The sequence below is a fragment of the Actinocrispum wychmicini genome (genome assembly GCF_004345645.1).
Lineage (GTDB): Bacteria > Actinomycetota > Actinomycetes > Mycobacteriales > Pseudonocardiaceae > Kibdelosporangium > Kibdelosporangium wychmicini.
Window position 1 is genome coordinate 115668 of the sequence record NZ_SLWS01000009.1, and the last position, 15807, is coordinate 131474.

The following is a 15807-nucleotide window of genomic DNA, read 5'->3' on the forward strand; positions in this document are numbered from 1 at the left end:
GGACGGGCTGTGCTTTCGCGGCGCTGACAGGATGGCGCGATGGGGATCACGGATTTCGAACCGTTTGTGTCCGCTGTGTTGGCTGACGTCGTCGCGCTGGTGCCGAAAGAACCGGCTGCTCGGTTGGGTCGGTGGGAGCCGAAGGGGCATCAGCACCATGGCACGAGAGTCCAGGCGGCACTGGACGAGATCGGCGATGTGCTGGCCGAACGTCTGTTGGGTGCGTTGGAGCTGACCGTTGACCGGCTGGCCGTGGACATCCCGCACGACCTTGTCACCGGCGTCGCCCGGCCGACCGTGACGCGGTTCGGCCTCCTGACGACCGGCGTCGAGCAGTCAGCCACGAAGCAGGCTGTGGCCATCGTCGAGCAGGTGCACGTCGGCGCGTCCGACCTGGTGGTGAGTCTGGTGGAAGCGCTGTTGGACAAGGCCGCCGTGCCGGACGCGGTCGGTGACGAGGCGGAGATCGCCGCACAACACGGAGCTGCGCACTTCGCATTGGCCGTCGTCGTGTCGACCGCGGTGCTGCGCTCGTTCGGCACCGCGGTGGCCGCCGAGACACCTGCGATCATCGGGGTGGCGTTGGGTGCCACCGCGATCGTGGTGCCCACAGTGCCCAAGCCTCTTGGCTACGCGGCGGCTGTGCTGGCCAAGCGGCGCGCCGAGTACCTGCTGCCGCGGACGGCGTCGATGTCCGCCACGGTGACGGACCACCGGTTCTGGATCACCGAGGGTTCGACGCCCGCGAACGTCGACTTCGCCGGCAATGGCCTGGTGGCCGCAGTTGAGGACGGCGTGGTGATCCGTACCGGCGTCGCCGAAGGTCATGTCCAACTGTCGGTGCACGTGCTGACCGGGCCACCTGACGAGATCGACCTGACGATCTGGGACGAGGTCGTCGAGATCAGCTGGACGGCGCCAGAAGGCGGCGCGGTTCTGCACGCCGACACGCCGAACTACGGCCACCGCCAGCGCTGGACGTCGCCGCCGTGGCCGGGTGACTATCGCCTCCGTGTGCACGTGACCGGCCGCGACGACGCCGAAGACTCCTACCACTTGGTCATGTGGCAGGCACCGGCCGCGCCCGAGGTCGTGCACAAGAAGACCGACCGGCTCGGCCATCGGTTACGTGGTGAACAGGAGCCGTCCCGGATGGTCCGGCCCGAGGCCGAGTACCGGTGGATCGAGAAAAGCTCGCTGTGCGAGGCCGCCACGATCACCGTTGTCCGAGGGCTCACCCAGGACGAAGTGGTCAGCACCTTCGGGGGCGACCCGACCGCGCCCGTGCCGATCAGGGCAACGGTCCAGCGGGCCGCGTTGGAGCGACACGGACCTCCGCACTACGGCTACGTGGCGTTACTGACCCTGCTCACCGTGGACGACGTGGTGCTGGCCGTCGAGGAGAACGGCTTCCAAGGCGCTGACCGTGACACGCTCACAGCGTTGTCCCGCAACGGTAAAGCCGCGAGCCTGTACTGGAACGTCAACGCCAACTTCCAGCTCAGCCTCGCCGAGCGCGGCGAACTCGTGTTCGCGGGCCACCCGGGCCGTGATCCCGGCGCACCGCACATCGACGACCTGGACTTCGACGATTTCCGCCACTACAACGCGAAAGGACTGACCGCGATCGCCCGGTTCGTCGGCCGTGGCATGACAGCCGACGACCTGTCCGCGATCTACGCCGCCGACCAGGCCTACATCCTGGAGTAGTGAACGGACGGTCACGGCCTGGGTGACCCGCTGACGCGTGACGTCGACGGCAACGGGTAGTCCGTGAGCTTGCCTGTGCTGGTGTTCTTCTTGCTCAGCCTGGTGAAGACGCTGGTCAAGAGGGACGAGGACAGGATCCGGTAGGTGCGGTTGCGGCGGTTGATCTTTCGTTGGGTGGGCGGGGCGAGGAAGCCGCCGGCCTTGGCGGCGAACTTCTGGGATTTCTCCACGGTGGGGCGCATGATCTGCTCGTAGCGGGCAAACGCGGGCCCGTGGTCGCCGTTGGCTGCTGCCAGTTCGCCAGCGAGGGTGTACGCGCCGAGCATGGCGTGGCCGGTGCCGTTGCCGCCGGGCCCGGCGCACCAGGCGGCGTCGCCGAGCAGTGTCACCCGTCCGGTGGACCACCGGTCGAGCCGGATCTGGCTGAGCGGGGTGACGTACAGGTCGGTCGCGGCACGCAGGGCGGCGAGCACCTCGGGGGTTTTCCAGCCGACGCCCGCGAAGTGCTGGGCCACCACGCGCTTCTGCTGTTCGGTGTCCTGCCGGTCGTAGTCCAGGGCGGGCGCGGTGAACACCATGCTCACGCTCGCCCGGGACGTGTTCCTGGCGCTGCTGATCGAGATGTAGCGGTTGGGTTCGTTGTAGGTGAGGCCGCTGTGGTCCAGGCCGAAGGTGTTGGCCGTGGTGAAGCCGACGGCGTAGAAGCCCAGGTCGTGCCGGAACGGGTCGTCCGGGCCGACGGTCAGGCGACGCACCGCCGAGTTCAGGCCGTCCGCGCCGACGACGAGGTCGAAGGTACGGGCGGGGCCGTTCGCGAAGGTGACGTCCACCCCGTCGGCGTGTTCGGCGATCGCGGTGATGTGGTCGCCGAAGACGTAGTCGACGTGGTGCTTGGTGCGCTCGTGCAGGATCAACGCGAGGTCGCCGCGGTCGATCTCGACCTCACCGCTGAACAGCGCCGCCGGGAACGTCGCCAGCCGGCGACCGGTGGCGTCGACCACCAGCTGGTCGCCCATGCCGGTCTGGCGGGCCTGGATGTCGGCGAGCACGTCCATCCGGCGCAGCAACGCCATCTGGTCACCACGGAAGTCGACGGCCGCGCCGCTGGCGCGCAGGCCGGACGACCGCTCCACCACGGTGACGTCGTAGCCGCCGCGGCCCAGCCAGAAAGCCAATGACGGTCCGGCGATGCCGGCTCCGGAAATCAGAACGGTCCTGGTCATCTCTGCTCCTCCAGCTCGTGGTGGACCGACCGTACCGAACTCTTATCCGCTTGGTCAATCCATATGGATAAACCGCTTGGCTAGACCAGGCGGATAGCATGGTCGCCATGGGAAACCGCGAAGACCTCCTGGCCGGGGCGCTGGCCTGCCTCAAGGACAAGGGGTGGGCCCGCACCACGGTCCGCGACATCGCCGTGGCCGCGGGGGTCAACCACGCCGCCATCGGCTACCACTTCGGCTCCCGGGAGGCCCTGCTCACCGAGGCGTTCATGCAGGCCATGGACGAGTGGGGGGCCGAGATCGGGGCCGCCGTGCAGGCCGCCCTGTCCCCCGAGGCGTCGCCCCGCGAACGGTACGAGGCGTTCTGGCGGCAGGCGATCGCCTCCTACACCGCCAACCGGCGCCTCTGGCTCGCCTCCGTCGAAGCCGCGGTCCAGGCCGAACACAGCCCCGTCATCCGCGAAGTGATGGTCCGGGGGATGCGGGAAGGCCGCAGCGGCCTCGCCGCCGGCCTGTTCGGCGTCGCCGAGGACAGCCTGGACAGCCGGGCAACGCGCACGGTCGGCTCGCTACAACTGGGCCTGATGAGCGGCCTGCTGATGCAGTGGACCCTCGACCCCGACCAAGCGCCCGACGAACACGACATCACCGACGGCCTCATCGCGTTGACCACCATGATCACCGGCGAGTAGCGGTTCCGACCCAGCGGTGGTAGGCGTCCACGTCGACATTGCTGCCGCACACGATGGTGACCACGTGCCGGCCGGCGAAGCGGTCACGGTCTTCGAGGATCGCCGCGATCCCAAGCGCGGCAGACGGTTCGACGACGAGGCCGGCATGCTCCAGAAGCAGCCGCATTCCGGCGATGATCGACTCCTCGCGGACCAGCACGGCGTCGTCGGCGACCAGCAGAAGGTCGTCCAGGACCTCCTGGATGGGCAGCCGCCCGGCGACCCCGTCGGCGATGGTGTCGGTCGAGTCGGTGGTGACGACCCGCCGTTCCCGCCACGAGCGCGTCATCGCCGGCGCGCCCAACGGTTGCACGCAGACCACCTCGACTCCCGGCGCGCGGGTCTTCAGAACGTGCCCCACCCCGGTCGCGAGCGCCCCACCGCCTAGGGCGATCAATACCGTGTCGAACGGCTGCGCCGCGTCCACCAGTTCCAGGCCGATGGTCGCCGCGCCCTCACAGGTTTCGATGTCCAGGCTGTCCTCGACCAGCCGGATGCCGCGATCACGGGCGATGGCCACGGTCCGCTCGCGAGCCATGTCGAAGTCGCCGTCCACCAACTCCAAAGTGGCGCCCAACGCGCGGATCCGATCAAGCTTGGCCGCCGGCGCGAAGCGGGACGCCACAACGGTGACGTCGAGCCCCCGACCGCGACCGGACCAAGCCAGGGCCTGGCCGAGGTTGCCCGCGCTGGCGCACACCGCGGCGCCGCCGGCGAGTTGGCTGGCGACAAGCTCGGTGCCTCGGCCCTTGAAACTGCGGACCGGGTTCGCCGTTTCGAGCTTGACGCTCACCGCGCATCCGAGGACGGGCTCCAGCGCCTCGCAGCGGTACAGCGGAGTGTCCAGAAAGGTCGGATCGATGGCCCGCCGCGCCGCCTCGATCCGAGTGATGTCAAGCCGCGTCCCCGCCACAATGGAGCAGCGTAGTCAGCCGGCCCCGGCACCGTGTCATCGTGCCGGGGCCGTGTCCTGTCGGTGGGAACTCCGAATCAGCTGACGATCACGCAGGTGGCGCGGTCCTGCCAGTTCACCCCGCCGAGCCGCAGGTCCGCGCTCTGGTCGATCCACGTGGTGTGGGCGCCTGTGTGCGGGCAGTCCCGTGCGTCGTAGAGCGACACGTCGCACTGGCTGGCGGTGTGCACCGAACTGGCTTTGTTGTCCCAGTTCCAGCCGGCCAGGTTGTAGAGACCGTCGATGTCCCCGGTCGACGCCGAGCAGTTGCCGTGCCGGTAGAAGGTGATGCAGGCGCCCGAGTAGATCGTGTTGTCGTACAGGGTGAACTCCGGGACCGTGCCGGCCACGTGCCCGACGGTTTGGCAGGCCAGTACCTGGGCCGACGCCGCCGGCAGGCCCACCGGCCCCACCACCAGCCCCGCGCCGGCGACCAGCGCCACACCGGCCAGTTTCGCCATCCTGTTTCCGATCAAAGTTCCCACTCCCCTGGTCCGGTGTCCGTCGGTTACCTGGACATACTGGGCAGCGGGCATCGCGGACAGCTTGCGGCGCTTCTGCATTCCGCAGGTCAGGGCAGGATGAGGGTGGCGTTATGTTGCGTCTGCTCGGCGAAGTGACGGTGCGTGCCGACGGGAACCGGGTCGATCTGGGGCCGGCCAGACAGCGGTGCGTGCTGGCCGCGCTCGCCCTGGACGCGGGCCGGGTGGTGCCGGTGGACCGGTTGGTCGACCGGGTCTGGGGCGAGGACGTGCCCCGGCGCGGTCGGGCGACGCTCTACAGCTACATCTCCAGGCTGCGGCAGGCACTCGCGGACGTCGAGTCACTCGAGATCGACCGGCGGCCCGGCGGCTACGCGCTCACCACGACGGGCACCATTGACGTGCTCGCCTTCCGCGACCTTTGTACGTGCGCTCGTTCCGAACCCGACGCCGCCGAAGCCACGCGGATGCTCACCGAAGCCCTGGATCTGTGGCACGGCGAAGCGTTGACCGGCCTCACCGGCACATGGGCCGCTGTCGAACGCGCCGGACTCGACGAAGAGCGAATCGCCGCCCAGCGCGACCTGGCCGACGCGCGGCTGCGAGCAGGAGCCGGCGAGCACCTGGTGGCCGAGCTGGCCACCCAGGCCGCCCACCGGCCGCTCGACGAACGCGTCGCCGGTCAGTACATGCTCGCCCTGCACCAGGCCGGGCGCACCGGGGACGCGCTGGCGCACTACCTCCGGATCCGCGAGCGGCTCGTCGAGGAACTCGGCACCGAGCCGGACGGCCAACTCCGGCACCTCCACAGAACCCTGCTGGCCACACGGGAAGCGCCGACGATCGCGGCGGCGGCGCTGTGCCGCCAGTTGCCACGCGCACCCCAGCGGTTCGTCGGCCGTCACCAGGACCTGGCCAAGCTTGGCGATGCGCCGGTGGTGATCGCCGGCGCGGGCGGGATCGGCAAGACGTGGCTCGCGTTGCACTGGGCCCACCGCAACGCCGAACGCTTCCCCGACGGCCAGTTGTTCGTCGACCTCTGCGGCTTCAGCCCCGACAGCCCGCCTATGACAGCGGCGACCGCTGTCCGCGGCTTTCTCGACGCACTCGGCGTCGAGCGTGTCCCGACGGACCCGCACGCCGCCGCCGCACTGTTCCGGAAACTGTTAGCGGGCAAGCGAATCCTGATGGTGCTCGACAACGCGGCGGACAGCGCCCAGGTCACACCCCTGCTGCCGGACAGCGAAAACTGCACGGTCCTCATCACCAGCCGCGCCAACCTGACCGGCCTGGTCGCTCGGCACGGCGCGAGCCACCTGCGGCTGGATGTGCTCTCCCCCACCGAGGCACGCGCCCTCCTGACCGACCGGATCGGCGCCGGCCGCGCGGCCGCCGAACCCGAGGCGCTCACCCACCTCGTGGAGCTGTGCGGCGGATTCCCGCTGGCGCTGTGCCTCGCCGCCGCCCAGACGCAGACGCGGCCACAGCTCACGCTCGCCGGGCTGGCCGCCGAACTCCGCGACTTCGGGCTCGACGCACTCGCCGACACCGACCCGTCCGCCAGCCTGCCCGCAGTGCTTTCCTTGTCGCTCAAGGGCCTCACCCCCGAACAGGCCACCGCGTACGCGTTGCTGGGCATCGCGCCAGGCCGCGACATCGGCGTGGACGCGGCCGCGAGCCTGCTCGGCCAGCCCAAGACCGCCGCTGCGGACATCCTGCGCGGCCTGACACAGGCGTCGCTGCTCGGCAACCCGGACACCGGCCGCCACCGGATGCACGACCTGATCCGACGCCACGCCAGCGACACCGCCCGCGACCTCCCCGACGAGGTCAGCACCGCCGCGTTGGACCGCGTGATCGACTTCTACCTGCAAACCGCGAGCAACGCCCACGGTGTCCTCAACCCCACACGCCCGTCGCTGGGGCTGGCGCCGCCGGTCGCGGGCTGCGTCCCGCTCACTCCGGCAGACGCCATGCGCTGGTTCGACACCGAACGCGACAACCTCCTCGCCATCCAGCAGGCGGCGGCGACCAGGAAACTGCACCGCGTCACCTGGGGCCTGGCGGGCACGCTGGAGACCTACCTCCGCCGCCGCGGCCACCTCCGCGACCGGCTCGCCGTGTGGACGGCCGGAGTGGAGGCCGTGGCGCACCTGTCCGACCCGACCGCACACATAGTCGCCCACCGGCTGCTCGGCCGCGCACACGCCGACCTCGGCCAGCACGACGAAGCCGACTGTTGTCTGCGCAACGCGCTGGCGCTGGCCGAACACCACGACGACACCCTCAACCAGGCCCACACCCACCGGACGCTCGCCGCCGCCGCGATGTCCAGGGGTGACAGCCAGCAGGCCCGCGAGCACGCCGAGCGAGCGCTGCGCATCTCCCGCACCCTCGACGACCCAGTGTGGGAGGCCGGTGCGCTCAACGCGGTCGGCTGGTACGCCGCCAAATCCGGCGACTTCGCCGCAGGCCGCGACCACTGCCACGCGGCGTACGAGATCTTCCTGCGCCACGGGAACATCGAAGGCCAGGCAACCACTTTGGACAGTCTGGGCTACATAGCGCACCACACCGGCAGTCACGCCGACTCGATCGACCACTACCGGACGGCCCTCACGCTCCTGCGCACAATCAGCTCCGCGGCGGAAGAGGCGGACACCCTCAACCGCCTGGGCCACGCCTACGCCGCACTCGGGCAACCCCAGCAGGCACGTGCCTCCTGGCAGAACGCGCTCGCCATGTACGAGCAACAGGGCCGGGCGGCGAACGCGCTCGAGACTCAGCGACTGCTCGGCGAGGGCGGATAGGGCAGAACAGCGCGGTCTGATCCATCGCCGCAATGGCCTGCCGCAACGCGAGTGGCGCGTCGTTGCCGTACAACTGGGCCAGCCTGAGGACTTCGGCGTTCATCCCTTGCAGCTTCGCGGCGTTGACGTCGGCTTCCACCCCTGTGGTCACCAAGCTAGCCTTGTAGTTGCCAGCCTGGGTGATCGATTGCAGGATCGCAGAGTTCCAACTTTCCTGTGCCTGCTTGCCTTCCAGCGACGCGGCGGTGTGCTGCTTCAACCCGGTGATCACGTTCTGGTGGGCCTGCTGTTCGGCGAGGACGGATTCGCGGTACTGCTGTTGCGATCCGAACACGGCAAGGGTCTGTTCGGTGATTCGTTGGGTGTGGTTCTTGGTCGCGTCCGAGGCTTGTTTCTGTGCGCGGGCTTCGTTCTCCACCGCGTCGGCGAGTTGTTTCTGTGCCTCGATCGCGGCGTGCGAGCCGGGACTGGAGCGGGACACAGCTTCGTCGTAGGCTTGCTGGGCCTGCTTGACCTTCTGAGTGGCGCGTTCGGTCTCGCCGAGGGCGGTGGTGTGGTGGTCGGCTTGTTGGCTGGCCTTGTCGGAGTCGTTCCCGATCAGTTCGAAGATGGCGCCCAGGCCGGTCAGGGCGGCGCCGACGACCGGGATAGCGCCGCCGACCTTGCCCAGGACCCCGCCGACCTTGCCGAGGGCACTGGTGGCCACTCCGGCCCCGCCACCGAGCGTACCGCCGGCGGCTGCGGCTTCCTTGGCCCGGCTGGCGAACCCGGTCAACGCCGACGCTGCGGCGGTGACCCGCTTCCGATGCCGGAGAACACTTTGAAGGCGCCCGCGGTGCTCAAGGCGATCCCGGCCAACGGACCGAGCACACCCGCCAACGGGCGGACCACGTTGAGCACGCCGGTAAAGATCGTGATCAAGCTACTGGCGGTGGCCGACAACACCGGCAGCGCCCCAGCGGCCAAAGTGGACATTGTGGACGTGAGCGCGGCGAACAGCTCGCGCAGACTGGCTAGGACGGGGGCGCCCGAGGTGGCCAGTTGCGCGAACAGTGTGCCGGCGAACCCGAGCGCGTCGCGGACGATCCCGCCCAGGCCGGACAGTGCTTGACCGGCGGCGGGCGCGGCCGTGCTGATGTTGCGGAAGAACTCCGACAGTCCGCTACCCGGTCTGCTCGGCCAGCGACCGTAGCCCGTCGAACATCGGCCCGGAGGAGGCGACCGCGTCCTTGAGTCCGGGCACGGTGCGTTGTTCTTCAGCGCGGCGGCGCCCATCCCGCCGAACGCCAGCGTGACGCCAGCCAAGGCACCGCCGACAGCGGCACCGGCCGCGACCGCTCCACCCGTGACGCCGGCAAGGCTCTTGATCGACAACGAGCCGAACGCGTCCAACTTGTCGTGTGCTTTGTCAGCAGAGGCCCCGACCTCATTGAACGCGGGGGACGCCTTGTCAATGCCGAGGATGGTGAAGACCAGATCGCGCAAGGGGGATCACCCCTTGCCGACTGGGTTATCTGGTGTTGAGGTCCGCTAGGCGTTGCTGGACAAGGCCGACACACATCATGAAGTCCGCATAGGACATGTCGTCGACGTCAGCGGGTGTGATGTTCCACAACAGCAACAGGTACGGCTTGTACTCGGCTACGCGTTGCCGGTGTTCCGGAGCGCGCCACTGTGGGGCGCTCCGGTAGGCTCCGGCTGCTCCGGGGCGGTTCCCTCGCCGGGCTCGGGGGTGGGCGTCGTGTCCGGGATGAACCGGAGCGCGGCGTAGTTGTACTCCAGTTCGGCGTACTCGATGTGTTCGCCCAGGCGGCGGCAGGCGAGCCAGAAGAACGCGTCACGGCCGGTGCCGCCGTTGGCGTTGAAGGAATCCACCAGATACCCGATGCTCGCCCCGGTCGCCTTCTCCAACTGGATGACTTCGCGGTTGGTCAGGTGGTCTGTGTCGAACGGATAGTCGATACCGTCTAAGACGAATTTGGCCATTGTGGACTGTTACTCCGATCTGTCAAGGAACTGTTCGACCACGTCCAGGGCTGCTTGCCGTACTCGGGGGCCGCCGTCCCGCATGGTGTCGTCGAACCAACCGGGGGGCGCCGTCTGGGTGGCCCACACGTCCCGGTTGCCGAACACCGGGTGTCGCTAGCGGCCGGTGTTGAGATGGCCGGGCAAGGTCCGTTGACGGGGCGGCAGGACGGTCTTGTGCACCTGGACACGGACCCGAGCGGACTCGCCGGAGGTGCTGACCTGGGCGCGGACTGCGCGAGCGATGGTGTCCCGCAGGCCCGACCGCAGGTGGGCGCGCATCTTGACCCGGTCGCTCAACACGCGCCGACCCCGCAACGCGTGCCGGGATCGGGCGGCTCGCGCCGAGGCGCCCCCGCCCACACCGACTACGGGCAGGGACCGGACCCGTTCTTGTGCGTCCTGTACGACCGGGGCCGCTGCGTCCCGCATCGCGCGGGCCAGCTCGCGCCGCAACTCGCCGTGACCGGCTTCCTTCAGCCGGACAGCGATATCCCGGAACTGTTCGGTCCCGGTCACGGTAACGCTGGTCGCCATGCGCACCCCCTTCACGTCGACGACCCAGCCCGCGGGCCTTGGTGGCTCCCCCTGACTACGAGTGGTATCTGGCGTGACGTGAGTGCGGGTTGGCTCGTCGGCCTTGATCGTCAAGTCCGTCTTGGCTGCACTATGCTCCTTGAAGCACATACGGACCCGTCCTGGTGACACGGTTGTCCGACTGGAGGCGACGAACCCAATGTTTGGCGGAAGGACGCGCACAAGCACCGCATCGCGGTGTCGGCGCGGTCAACACCACCTGTGCACGAAACAGTTGATATTACGTCATCCCACCGCCGACGACGCCACCATTGCTGTTACCGGGGCCAGCGACGATGCCGCACAGCGGTGGCTCGGATGGTTACCCCGTGACATCGTTCGTGAACAACATCGTGCCGCGTACCTTGCCCAACGGCCAGGCCAGGGCTCACGACGGTGGAGCAACTCCCCTGGCCAATGGTTACTTGTCGCGATCCACCATGCCAGCGACCGAATCGCCGGTGGCGTCGTACTGGACAAAGTGCGGCACGAGGTCGGTGGCTGGTTGGCGCCGGCATTCCGGGCGCGCGGTCTGGGGCGTGAACTGTTTGAGGGGGCGGCGATCTTTGCTCATCACCACTTAGGTGTCGCCACGGTCCGTGCCGGCACTGAAGTGGCAAACACAGCGTGTGTCGGTGCGCTCACATCGGCAGGGTTCATCGAGGATACGGGTCCCGATCATCACCAACTGCCGAACGGGCGCACGGTATCCGCGCGATGGTTCCGTCACGACGCCGAGTACCCGACGACCTGTCGATGACCCGTCCATGTCCCATCAGCCATGAGACGCTGGCCAGGCTAGGGATTAGTGTCCGGCGTGATGTAAGTGATCTGGATCGGTGGGTTGGTCTCGTCGCTCTCGATGACGAGTTCGGCTTTGGCTTGCACGATGTCGGGGCCGTCGACGGTGACCGGGTTGGATTCGAACCGGGCGGCCGGTAACACGATGTCCAACACGGCGTTTACGCCGGTGGCGATCAGGCCGGCGGTGAAGGTGATCTGGACTGGGAGGAATGCGCCGGCTCGGTAGGTGTCGTAGACCTGGGCGCGGTTGAACTCCGCGTCGACACTTAGGGCTAGGTCGCGGAAGTCGTTTTCGATCTGCTCGTCTTTCAGCCCGGACGCGCCGAGGAAGAACCTGCTGGTGTCCATGGGGTTGGCGCCTTTGAGTTCGAACCCGGTCACTCGGTTGAGTCGGGTGCCGCCGGCCACGGACACGATGCCGTTGGTGGTGGTCGCGGTCCCGCCGGTCTTGATGGTGCATTGTGCGAAGTGGAACGGGCGGGTGATCGGGTAGTTGGCGACCGCGAGCGGGGGTGTGTCGGCGACCTCGTCGAAGGCGTCCAGGTCGAGCTTGAGCCGCAACAGGTCGTTGACTTTCACCCCAGGGTCCACTCAGTGACGCGGGCGCCGATGTAGTTCAACGCGGACACCGGGTTTCCGGTGACCGGCTCGGGGACGCCTTTCTGGATAGTGAGAGACTTCCCGGCGAGCGGTCCGGGTTGGATGCGGTGGATCTTGCCGCCGGTCGGTGCGGTGTCGGTGATGACCGGGGTTCCGCCGAGCATGTGTTTCCACAACAGGCTCATGGACCGGTCAGTGACCGGGAGTTCCACGCCGCCTTTGGCGGTGCGGGTGGTGCGGACATCTTGAGAGGTGTCCTGAACCTGTTGCGGCCACGGGTAGCTACTCCTCTCTCCGACTGGTGGGCTTGTGGGGTACGACGAGGTCCCAGCCGGGTTGTTCGGCCAGCCGTTCGGCCACCAGGCGGGGCAGGGTGATTAGGTCGTTGGGCTGGACAATCCGGCTGGCGACCGGGAGGTCGCGGGGCTCACCGGTCATGTTGCGCACTTTGGCCCCGTCGGTGTCTTCAGTGGCGTCCGGGGTTTGTTCGGGCATGGGGCTCCTAGGAAGTAGACAGAGAGGAAGGCTCATACGAAGGCAGGAAGGAAGATCCATGAGAGAACGAGTCACCTGCCAATTGGACCTACCAGAACCTTCGTTGCCGTCAAACAAGTTGTCTCACGTGTGAAATGTCCCCGAGAGTTTCTTGATGCACGTCAATCCTTGGTGCGGCACACTGGTGCGTGGTACCGACGACCACACATCGCGGCAACACACTCGGGGGGACAAATGCGTCGCATGATCGCCTTTTCTGCTGCGCTCTTGACGTTGTTTTCGCTGGCCGTGCCGACCCAGGCACAGGCTCAGGACCTGTGCACCTCGACACCGTCGTACCTGCCGTTGCCGGCGGGTGTGACGAGCGGAACGATGCGGGCTGCGGGCTCGAACGGCTATCTGGCCGGACAGGCGACCGACGGAACGTTGTTGCTCTGGCACAACGGCGAGCTTGTCAACGTGAACGCTCCGGTCAGCACATCCATCTCGGTCGCCGGAGTCAACGGCAGCGGCGAGATCGTCGGCTGGGACGGGCGGTCACGCACTGCCTTCGTGTACCGCGACGGCACGTTCCAGACGCTTCCCACCCCCGCCGGCAGCGACAGCGCATCTGCCAAGGCCATCAACGACACGGGCGACATCGTCGGCACCGCCTACGCTGAGATCTCGCCGGTCTATCGCACCGTGGTGTGGAAGCGAAGCCAGCCGGGCACCTCCCAGATCATCGCCAACGACGTGGCGATCGGCATCGACAACGCGGGCCACGTGGTGACCGAGAAGGGGCTGCTGTGGTCACCGGACGGAACCACCCGCAAGCTGGCGGGTTCCCCCAACCTCCTCATCCAGGTGTTCCAACGCGGTTACGCTCTCGGCAACGCGTTCGGCGACTACACCGGCATGCCGAAGTGGGACACCACGGGGAGCGTGGTGTACCGGTACGAGGCGCAGGACCGCCCCTACCCGGAAGGCATCAACTCCCACGGGCTGCTGGCTGCCTGGTACACCCCCATCGGCGGCACCGAGGCAAAGCTGGGTATATGGCGTGCGGCCACGTTCCTCGGTGACCTCCCCGCCGGACAACGGGTCTGGGCGGTGACCGAGACCGACGAGCTCGCCGGGCAGCGCAAGGCGGCAGACGGCGTGACCTGGGTGCCGGCGACCTGGACATGCGCCTAGGTAAGGCGCGCTCGGCAGGTCACCGCGAAGGTGAGTTTGGCGAGTGATCCTTTGGACAGCGCGATGTCCCCGGAGACCTGTGCCCACAACACCGCCCCGCCCAGAGTGATGTCCGCACCTGGTTCGCCGGGGCGCAGCAGGCGTTCCACGGCGGCCATGATGGCGTGCGCGGAGTCGCGGCGGGCTTTCATGTCGGTGTCGCCGGCTCGGGCCACGGCGGTACAGGAGATGGCGAACGTTTCGTCCCGGTGCCCGCCGCCCAGCTCGGCGAATGTTTGGGTCCCGGTCACGGATTCCAGGGTGTCGGGGGTGTCGCCGAGGAACAGCATGAGCGGGTCGGACAGGTCGGTGACGGGTGGCCCGTCGTAGACGTGCACCCCGTGAAGCGGCTCGGCGGGAGCCGCTGCGGTGGTGCACAACGCCACCAGGCCGTCAATGGCTGCGGGGATCCGGGACACATCAGTCATGTCAGCCCACCTCGGGGGTCCGGCGGTTGCGGTCGACCAGTTCCAGGGCACGGTTGGGGACCGCGAACCCCAGGCCGGCAATCGGTTGGGTGACGGCGTAGTCGTCGTGCGCCAGCGCGGGCAGTCCGTCCGCGCCGTTCTGGGTGCGCCACAGATGATCGAGGATGATCCGTGCGGCCAGTCGGATGCCCGCGGGAACGACCGGCCGACCGGCGGTGTAGGTGACGCGCCACGGGCCACCGAGCAGCCACCGGCAGTCCTTGCGACGCAGCGTTCCGGTGTCGCTGTCGACGTCCAGATCAGACACGGCCGGCGCGGTGCCGGCAGTACGGATCGGGGTCACCGACCGCACAGACAAGATGGGCGGTTGCCGCAGGACCAGCACGAGGGCGCACCGGAACTCGTGGACTTCCACGATCGTGCGGGTCACGACCGGGCCGCACAACGCCTCGATCACGTCGGTCACGGCCGTGAGGTAGTCCCGGATCTCCTCATCGTGATCCGTGGTGGTGATGTTGAGCTGCCGCTTACCACCCTCCAGGGACAACACCAGCGGTATGTCGGCCGGGTCGACGTCGAACGCGTCCGTGTAGGCGTCGGCCGGGCCGGTGAACACCCAGCGGACGAGGTGGCGTCCGGTCGGTACCGGCACGACGTCGTACCGGTACCGACCGACCACTGTGGGAGGGGTGGGGACTATGGGGGTGCTGGTCGTGCCGTCCAGGGCGGTGATGGTGAGGGTGACCGTGGCCGCGTTGACGAGCTGCCCGCCTGTGGCGTGGCAGTCCGCTGTCAACGCGACGGTGTCCCCGAGGTCGAACGCCACGGTCACACCCCGCGCGAGTCCGGCTTGCGGCGGGCCTTGCCCGGCCCGGCCGTGGCGTTCGACGCGGGCAGCAGTCCGTACCGTTCGGCCTCAGTGACCGAGATGTAGGTACCCGGGGTTCCGTAGAAGAACGCGGCGTCGGGGTGGCCTTCGCGGACAATTCGGTCGTTGGCGGTGCGGTACAACCGGGCGGTGATCTCCACTTGCCCACCGGACACGACAGTGGCGGCGGCATTGGGGATGTTGGTATTGGTGGGCACCGTCTTTGCCTCCCTAGGTTCCTGCTTTTGCGCTCGATTTCTGGTGTGTCGAAAGCTGGGAGTGACATCCGCACCCTGTAGCGAGCTACCCGAATCCGAAACATAACTGTTATTGATTTTCGGCCTTCGGACCCGGACGGCGTAGCGGCCAGGCTTGTGATCCGACCCTGTGTTCTGCCAAGTTGACACCGGCTTGGGGCGATAGAGGTTGGCCGTCAGGAACACACCCGATACGTCCGCGCAGGATGGGGTCATATGCAGATCTTGGCATTGGTCTCTCGTGCCAACGCTGGTCCCCTTGCCTTGTGTCGCCCGAACAATGCGATCTCGGCGGGGACGCGGGAAGGTGTGTGGTAGTTCGACTGGCAGATGTGATCACAAGGTGTCCCAAAAGGACGGTACTTGACGTGCGCACTCCGCCAGCCCTGGAACTGGTTGAGTAGGCGTCAAGATAGATCCCATGTATGGACGTCTACGGGTGCGCGAACGTCCCTGTTGGCAACAGGAAGCCGTTCATGCCCAGTTGTCACTCTCACAAAACAGAGGGGCGTCTTCATGACAAAGCGCGACAGGCTACAGCTACCTAGGCAAGCAGCGGACGCTGCACGGGCAGGAGGCGAAGCTCCCAAGCGGCCCGACCTGAACCATCTGCCGGCGGACATCAACCGAC

Annotated in this window: 17 protein-coding genes; 5 read left to right on the forward strand and 12 right to left on the reverse strand. The window is 67.8% G+C overall.

Annotated features, from left to right (window positions below; all coding sequences use genetic code 11):
* Window positions 1–39 precede the first annotated feature (39 nt).
* Window positions 40–1710 (forward strand): DUF6461 domain-containing protein, encoded by a 1671-nt coding sequence (locus tag EV192_RS36160; protein ID WP_132123125.1) that lies wholly within the window; start codon window positions 40–42, stop codon window positions 1708–1710.
* Between the two features lie 11 nt (window positions 1711–1721).
* On the opposite strand, the gene EV192_RS36165 is transcribed toward EV192_RS36160, so the two are convergent.
* Entirely contained in the window at window positions 1722–2933 is a 1212-nt protein-coding gene (locus EV192_RS36165) for an FAD-dependent monooxygenase (protein ID WP_132123126.1), read from the reverse strand.
* 107 nt (window positions 2934–3040) lie between these two features.
* On the opposite strand from EV192_RS36165, the gene EV192_RS36170 reads away from it, so the two are divergent.
* On the forward strand, window positions 3041–3625 hold the full coding sequence (locus EV192_RS36170) for a TetR/AcrR family transcriptional regulator (protein ID WP_132123127.1): 585 nt from the start codon (window positions 3041–3043) through the stop codon (window positions 3623–3625).
* Here EV192_RS36170 and EV192_RS36175 read toward each other — a convergent pair.
* Window positions 3612–4577 carry a threonine ammonia-lyase gene (locus tag EV192_RS36175; RefSeq protein WP_132123128.1) on the reverse strand — a complete coding sequence of 322 codons (966 nt, stop codon included), beginning with the start codon at window positions 4575–4577 and terminating at the stop codon, window positions 3612–3614. The two genes, EV192_RS36170 and EV192_RS36175, sit on opposite strands and share 14 nt — an antisense overlap.
* Before the next feature lie 77 nt (window positions 4578–4654).
* On the reverse strand, window positions 4655–5092 hold the full coding sequence (locus EV192_RS36180; RefSeq protein WP_132123129.1) for a gluzincin family metallopeptidase: 438 nt from the start codon (window positions 5090–5092) through the stop codon (window positions 4655–4657).
* 119 nt (window positions 5093–5211) lie between these two features.
* On the opposite strand from EV192_RS36180, the gene EV192_RS36185 reads away from it, so the two are divergent.
* On the forward strand, window positions 5212–7908 hold the full coding sequence (locus EV192_RS36185; RefSeq protein WP_132123130.1) for an AfsR/SARP family transcriptional regulator: 2697 nt from the start codon (window positions 5212–5214) through the stop codon (window positions 7906–7908).
* 771 nt (window positions 7909–8679) lie between these two features.
* Here the strand turns inward: EV192_RS36185 and EV192_RS36190 are convergent.
* From EV192_RS36190 to EV192_RS36200, 3 genes are all read right to left on the reverse strand, one after another.
* Entirely contained in the window at window positions 8680–9393 is a 714-nt protein-coding gene (locus EV192_RS36190) for a hypothetical protein (protein ID WP_132123131.1), read from the reverse strand.
* A 156-nt stretch (window positions 9394–9549) separates the two neighbouring features.
* The gene (locus EV192_RS36195) at window positions 9550–9894 is read right to left on the reverse strand and encodes a hypothetical protein (RefSeq protein ID WP_132123132.1); all 345 of its coding nucleotides are present in this window, start codon (window positions 9892–9894) and stop codon (window positions 9550–9552) included.
* Between the two features lie 156 nt (window positions 9895–10050).
* The gene (locus tag EV192_RS36200) at window positions 10051–10470 is read right to left on the reverse strand and encodes a hypothetical protein (protein WP_132123133.1); all 420 of its coding nucleotides are present in this window, start codon (window positions 10468–10470) and stop codon (window positions 10051–10053) included.
* 199 nt (window positions 10471–10669) lie between these two features.
* On the opposite strand from EV192_RS36200, the gene EV192_RS57520 reads away from it, so the two are divergent.
* Window positions 10670–11269 carry a GNAT family N-acetyltransferase gene (locus EV192_RS57520; protein WP_424923419.1) on the forward strand — a complete coding sequence of 200 codons (600 nt, stop codon included), beginning with the start codon at window positions 10670–10672 and terminating at the stop codon, window positions 11267–11269.
* A 38-nt stretch (window positions 11270–11307) separates the two neighbouring features.
* On the opposite strand, the gene EV192_RS36210 is transcribed toward EV192_RS57520, so the two are convergent.
* From EV192_RS36210 to EV192_RS36220, 3 genes are all read right to left on the reverse strand, one after another.
* Complete coding sequence (locus EV192_RS36210; RefSeq protein ID WP_132123135.1) at window positions 11308–11892, reverse strand: phage tail tube protein; 585 nt, start codon at window positions 11890–11892, stop codon at window positions 11308–11310.
* Complete coding sequence (locus EV192_RS36215) at window positions 11889–12098, reverse strand: hypothetical protein (RefSeq protein WP_132123136.1); 210 nt, start codon at window positions 12096–12098, stop codon at window positions 11889–11891. Before EV192_RS36215 ends, EV192_RS36210 begins: the two co-directional genes overlap by 4 nt.
* Window positions 12099–12195: 97 nt before the next feature.
* The gene (locus EV192_RS36220; protein ID WP_132123137.1) at window positions 12196–12408 is read right to left on the reverse strand and encodes a hypothetical protein; all 213 of its coding nucleotides are present in this window, start codon (window positions 12406–12408) and stop codon (window positions 12196–12198) included.
* Window positions 12409–12675: 267 nt separating this feature from the next.
* Here EV192_RS36220 and EV192_RS36225 point away from each other — a divergent pair, with 267 nt between their 5' ends.
* Window positions 12676–13584, forward strand: coding sequence for a hypothetical protein (locus tag EV192_RS36225; RefSeq protein ID WP_132123138.1), 909 nt, complete (start codon window positions 12676–12678; stop codon window positions 13582–13584).
* Here EV192_RS36225 and EV192_RS36230 read toward each other — a convergent pair.
* From EV192_RS36230 to EV192_RS36240, 3 genes are read right to left on the reverse strand one after another with little or no spacing between them, the layout of a single operon-like run.
* Window positions 13581–14051, reverse strand: coding sequence for a hypothetical protein (locus EV192_RS36230; RefSeq protein ID WP_132123139.1), 471 nt, complete (start codon window positions 14049–14051; stop codon window positions 13581–13583). The genes EV192_RS36225 and EV192_RS36230 overlap by 4 nt on opposite strands.
* Before the next feature lies 1 nt (window position 14052).
* Window positions 14053–14877: a head-tail connector protein gene (locus EV192_RS36235; RefSeq protein WP_132123140.1), complete on the reverse strand. Its 825-nt coding sequence runs from the start codon at window positions 14875–14877 to the stop codon at window positions 14053–14055.
* 2 nt (window positions 14878–14879) lie between these two features.
* A complete protein-coding gene (locus EV192_RS36240; RefSeq protein WP_132123141.1) occupies window positions 14880–15137 on the reverse strand; it encodes a hypothetical protein in 258 nt (85 codons plus the stop codon).
* Between the last annotated feature and the right edge of the window lie 670 nt (window positions 15138–15807).

Coding starts and splice junctions, on each gene's coding strand:
- EV192_RS36160 (WP_132123125.1), top strand. CDS start 40: ATGGGGATCACGGATTTCGAACCGTTTGTGTCCGCTGTGTTGGCTGAC.
- EV192_RS36165 (WP_132123126.1), bottom strand. CDS start 2,933: ATGACCAGGACCGTTCTGATTTCCGGAGCCGGCATCGCCGGACCGTCA.
- EV192_RS36170 (WP_132123127.1), top strand. CDS start 3,041: ATGGGAAACCGCGAAGACCTCCTGGCCGGGGCGCTGGCCTGCCTCAAG.
- EV192_RS36185 (WP_132123130.1), top strand. CDS start 5,212: ATGTTGCGTCTGCTCGGCGAAGTGACGGTGCGTGCCGACGGGAACCGG.
- EV192_RS36195 (WP_132123132.1), bottom strand. CDS start 9,894: ATGGCCAAATTCGTCTTAGACGGTATCGACTATCCGTTCGACACAGAC.
- EV192_RS36200 (WP_132123133.1), bottom strand. CDS start 10,470: ATGGCGACCAGCGTTACCGTGACCGGGACCGAACAGTTCCGGGATATC.
- EV192_RS57520 (WP_424923419.1), top strand. CDS start 10,670: ATGTTTGGCGGAAGGACGCGCACAAGCACCGCATCGCGGTGTCGGCGC.
- EV192_RS36215 (WP_132123136.1), bottom strand. CDS start 12,098: ATGAGCCTGTTGTGGAAACACATGCTCGGCGGAACCCCGGTCATCACC.
- EV192_RS36220 (WP_132123137.1), bottom strand. CDS start 12,408: ATGCCCGAACAAACCCCGGACGCCACTGAAGACACCGACGGGGCCAAA.
- EV192_RS36230 (WP_132123139.1), bottom strand. CDS start 14,051: ATGACTGATGTGTCCCGGATCCCCGCAGCCATTGACGGCCTGGTGGCG.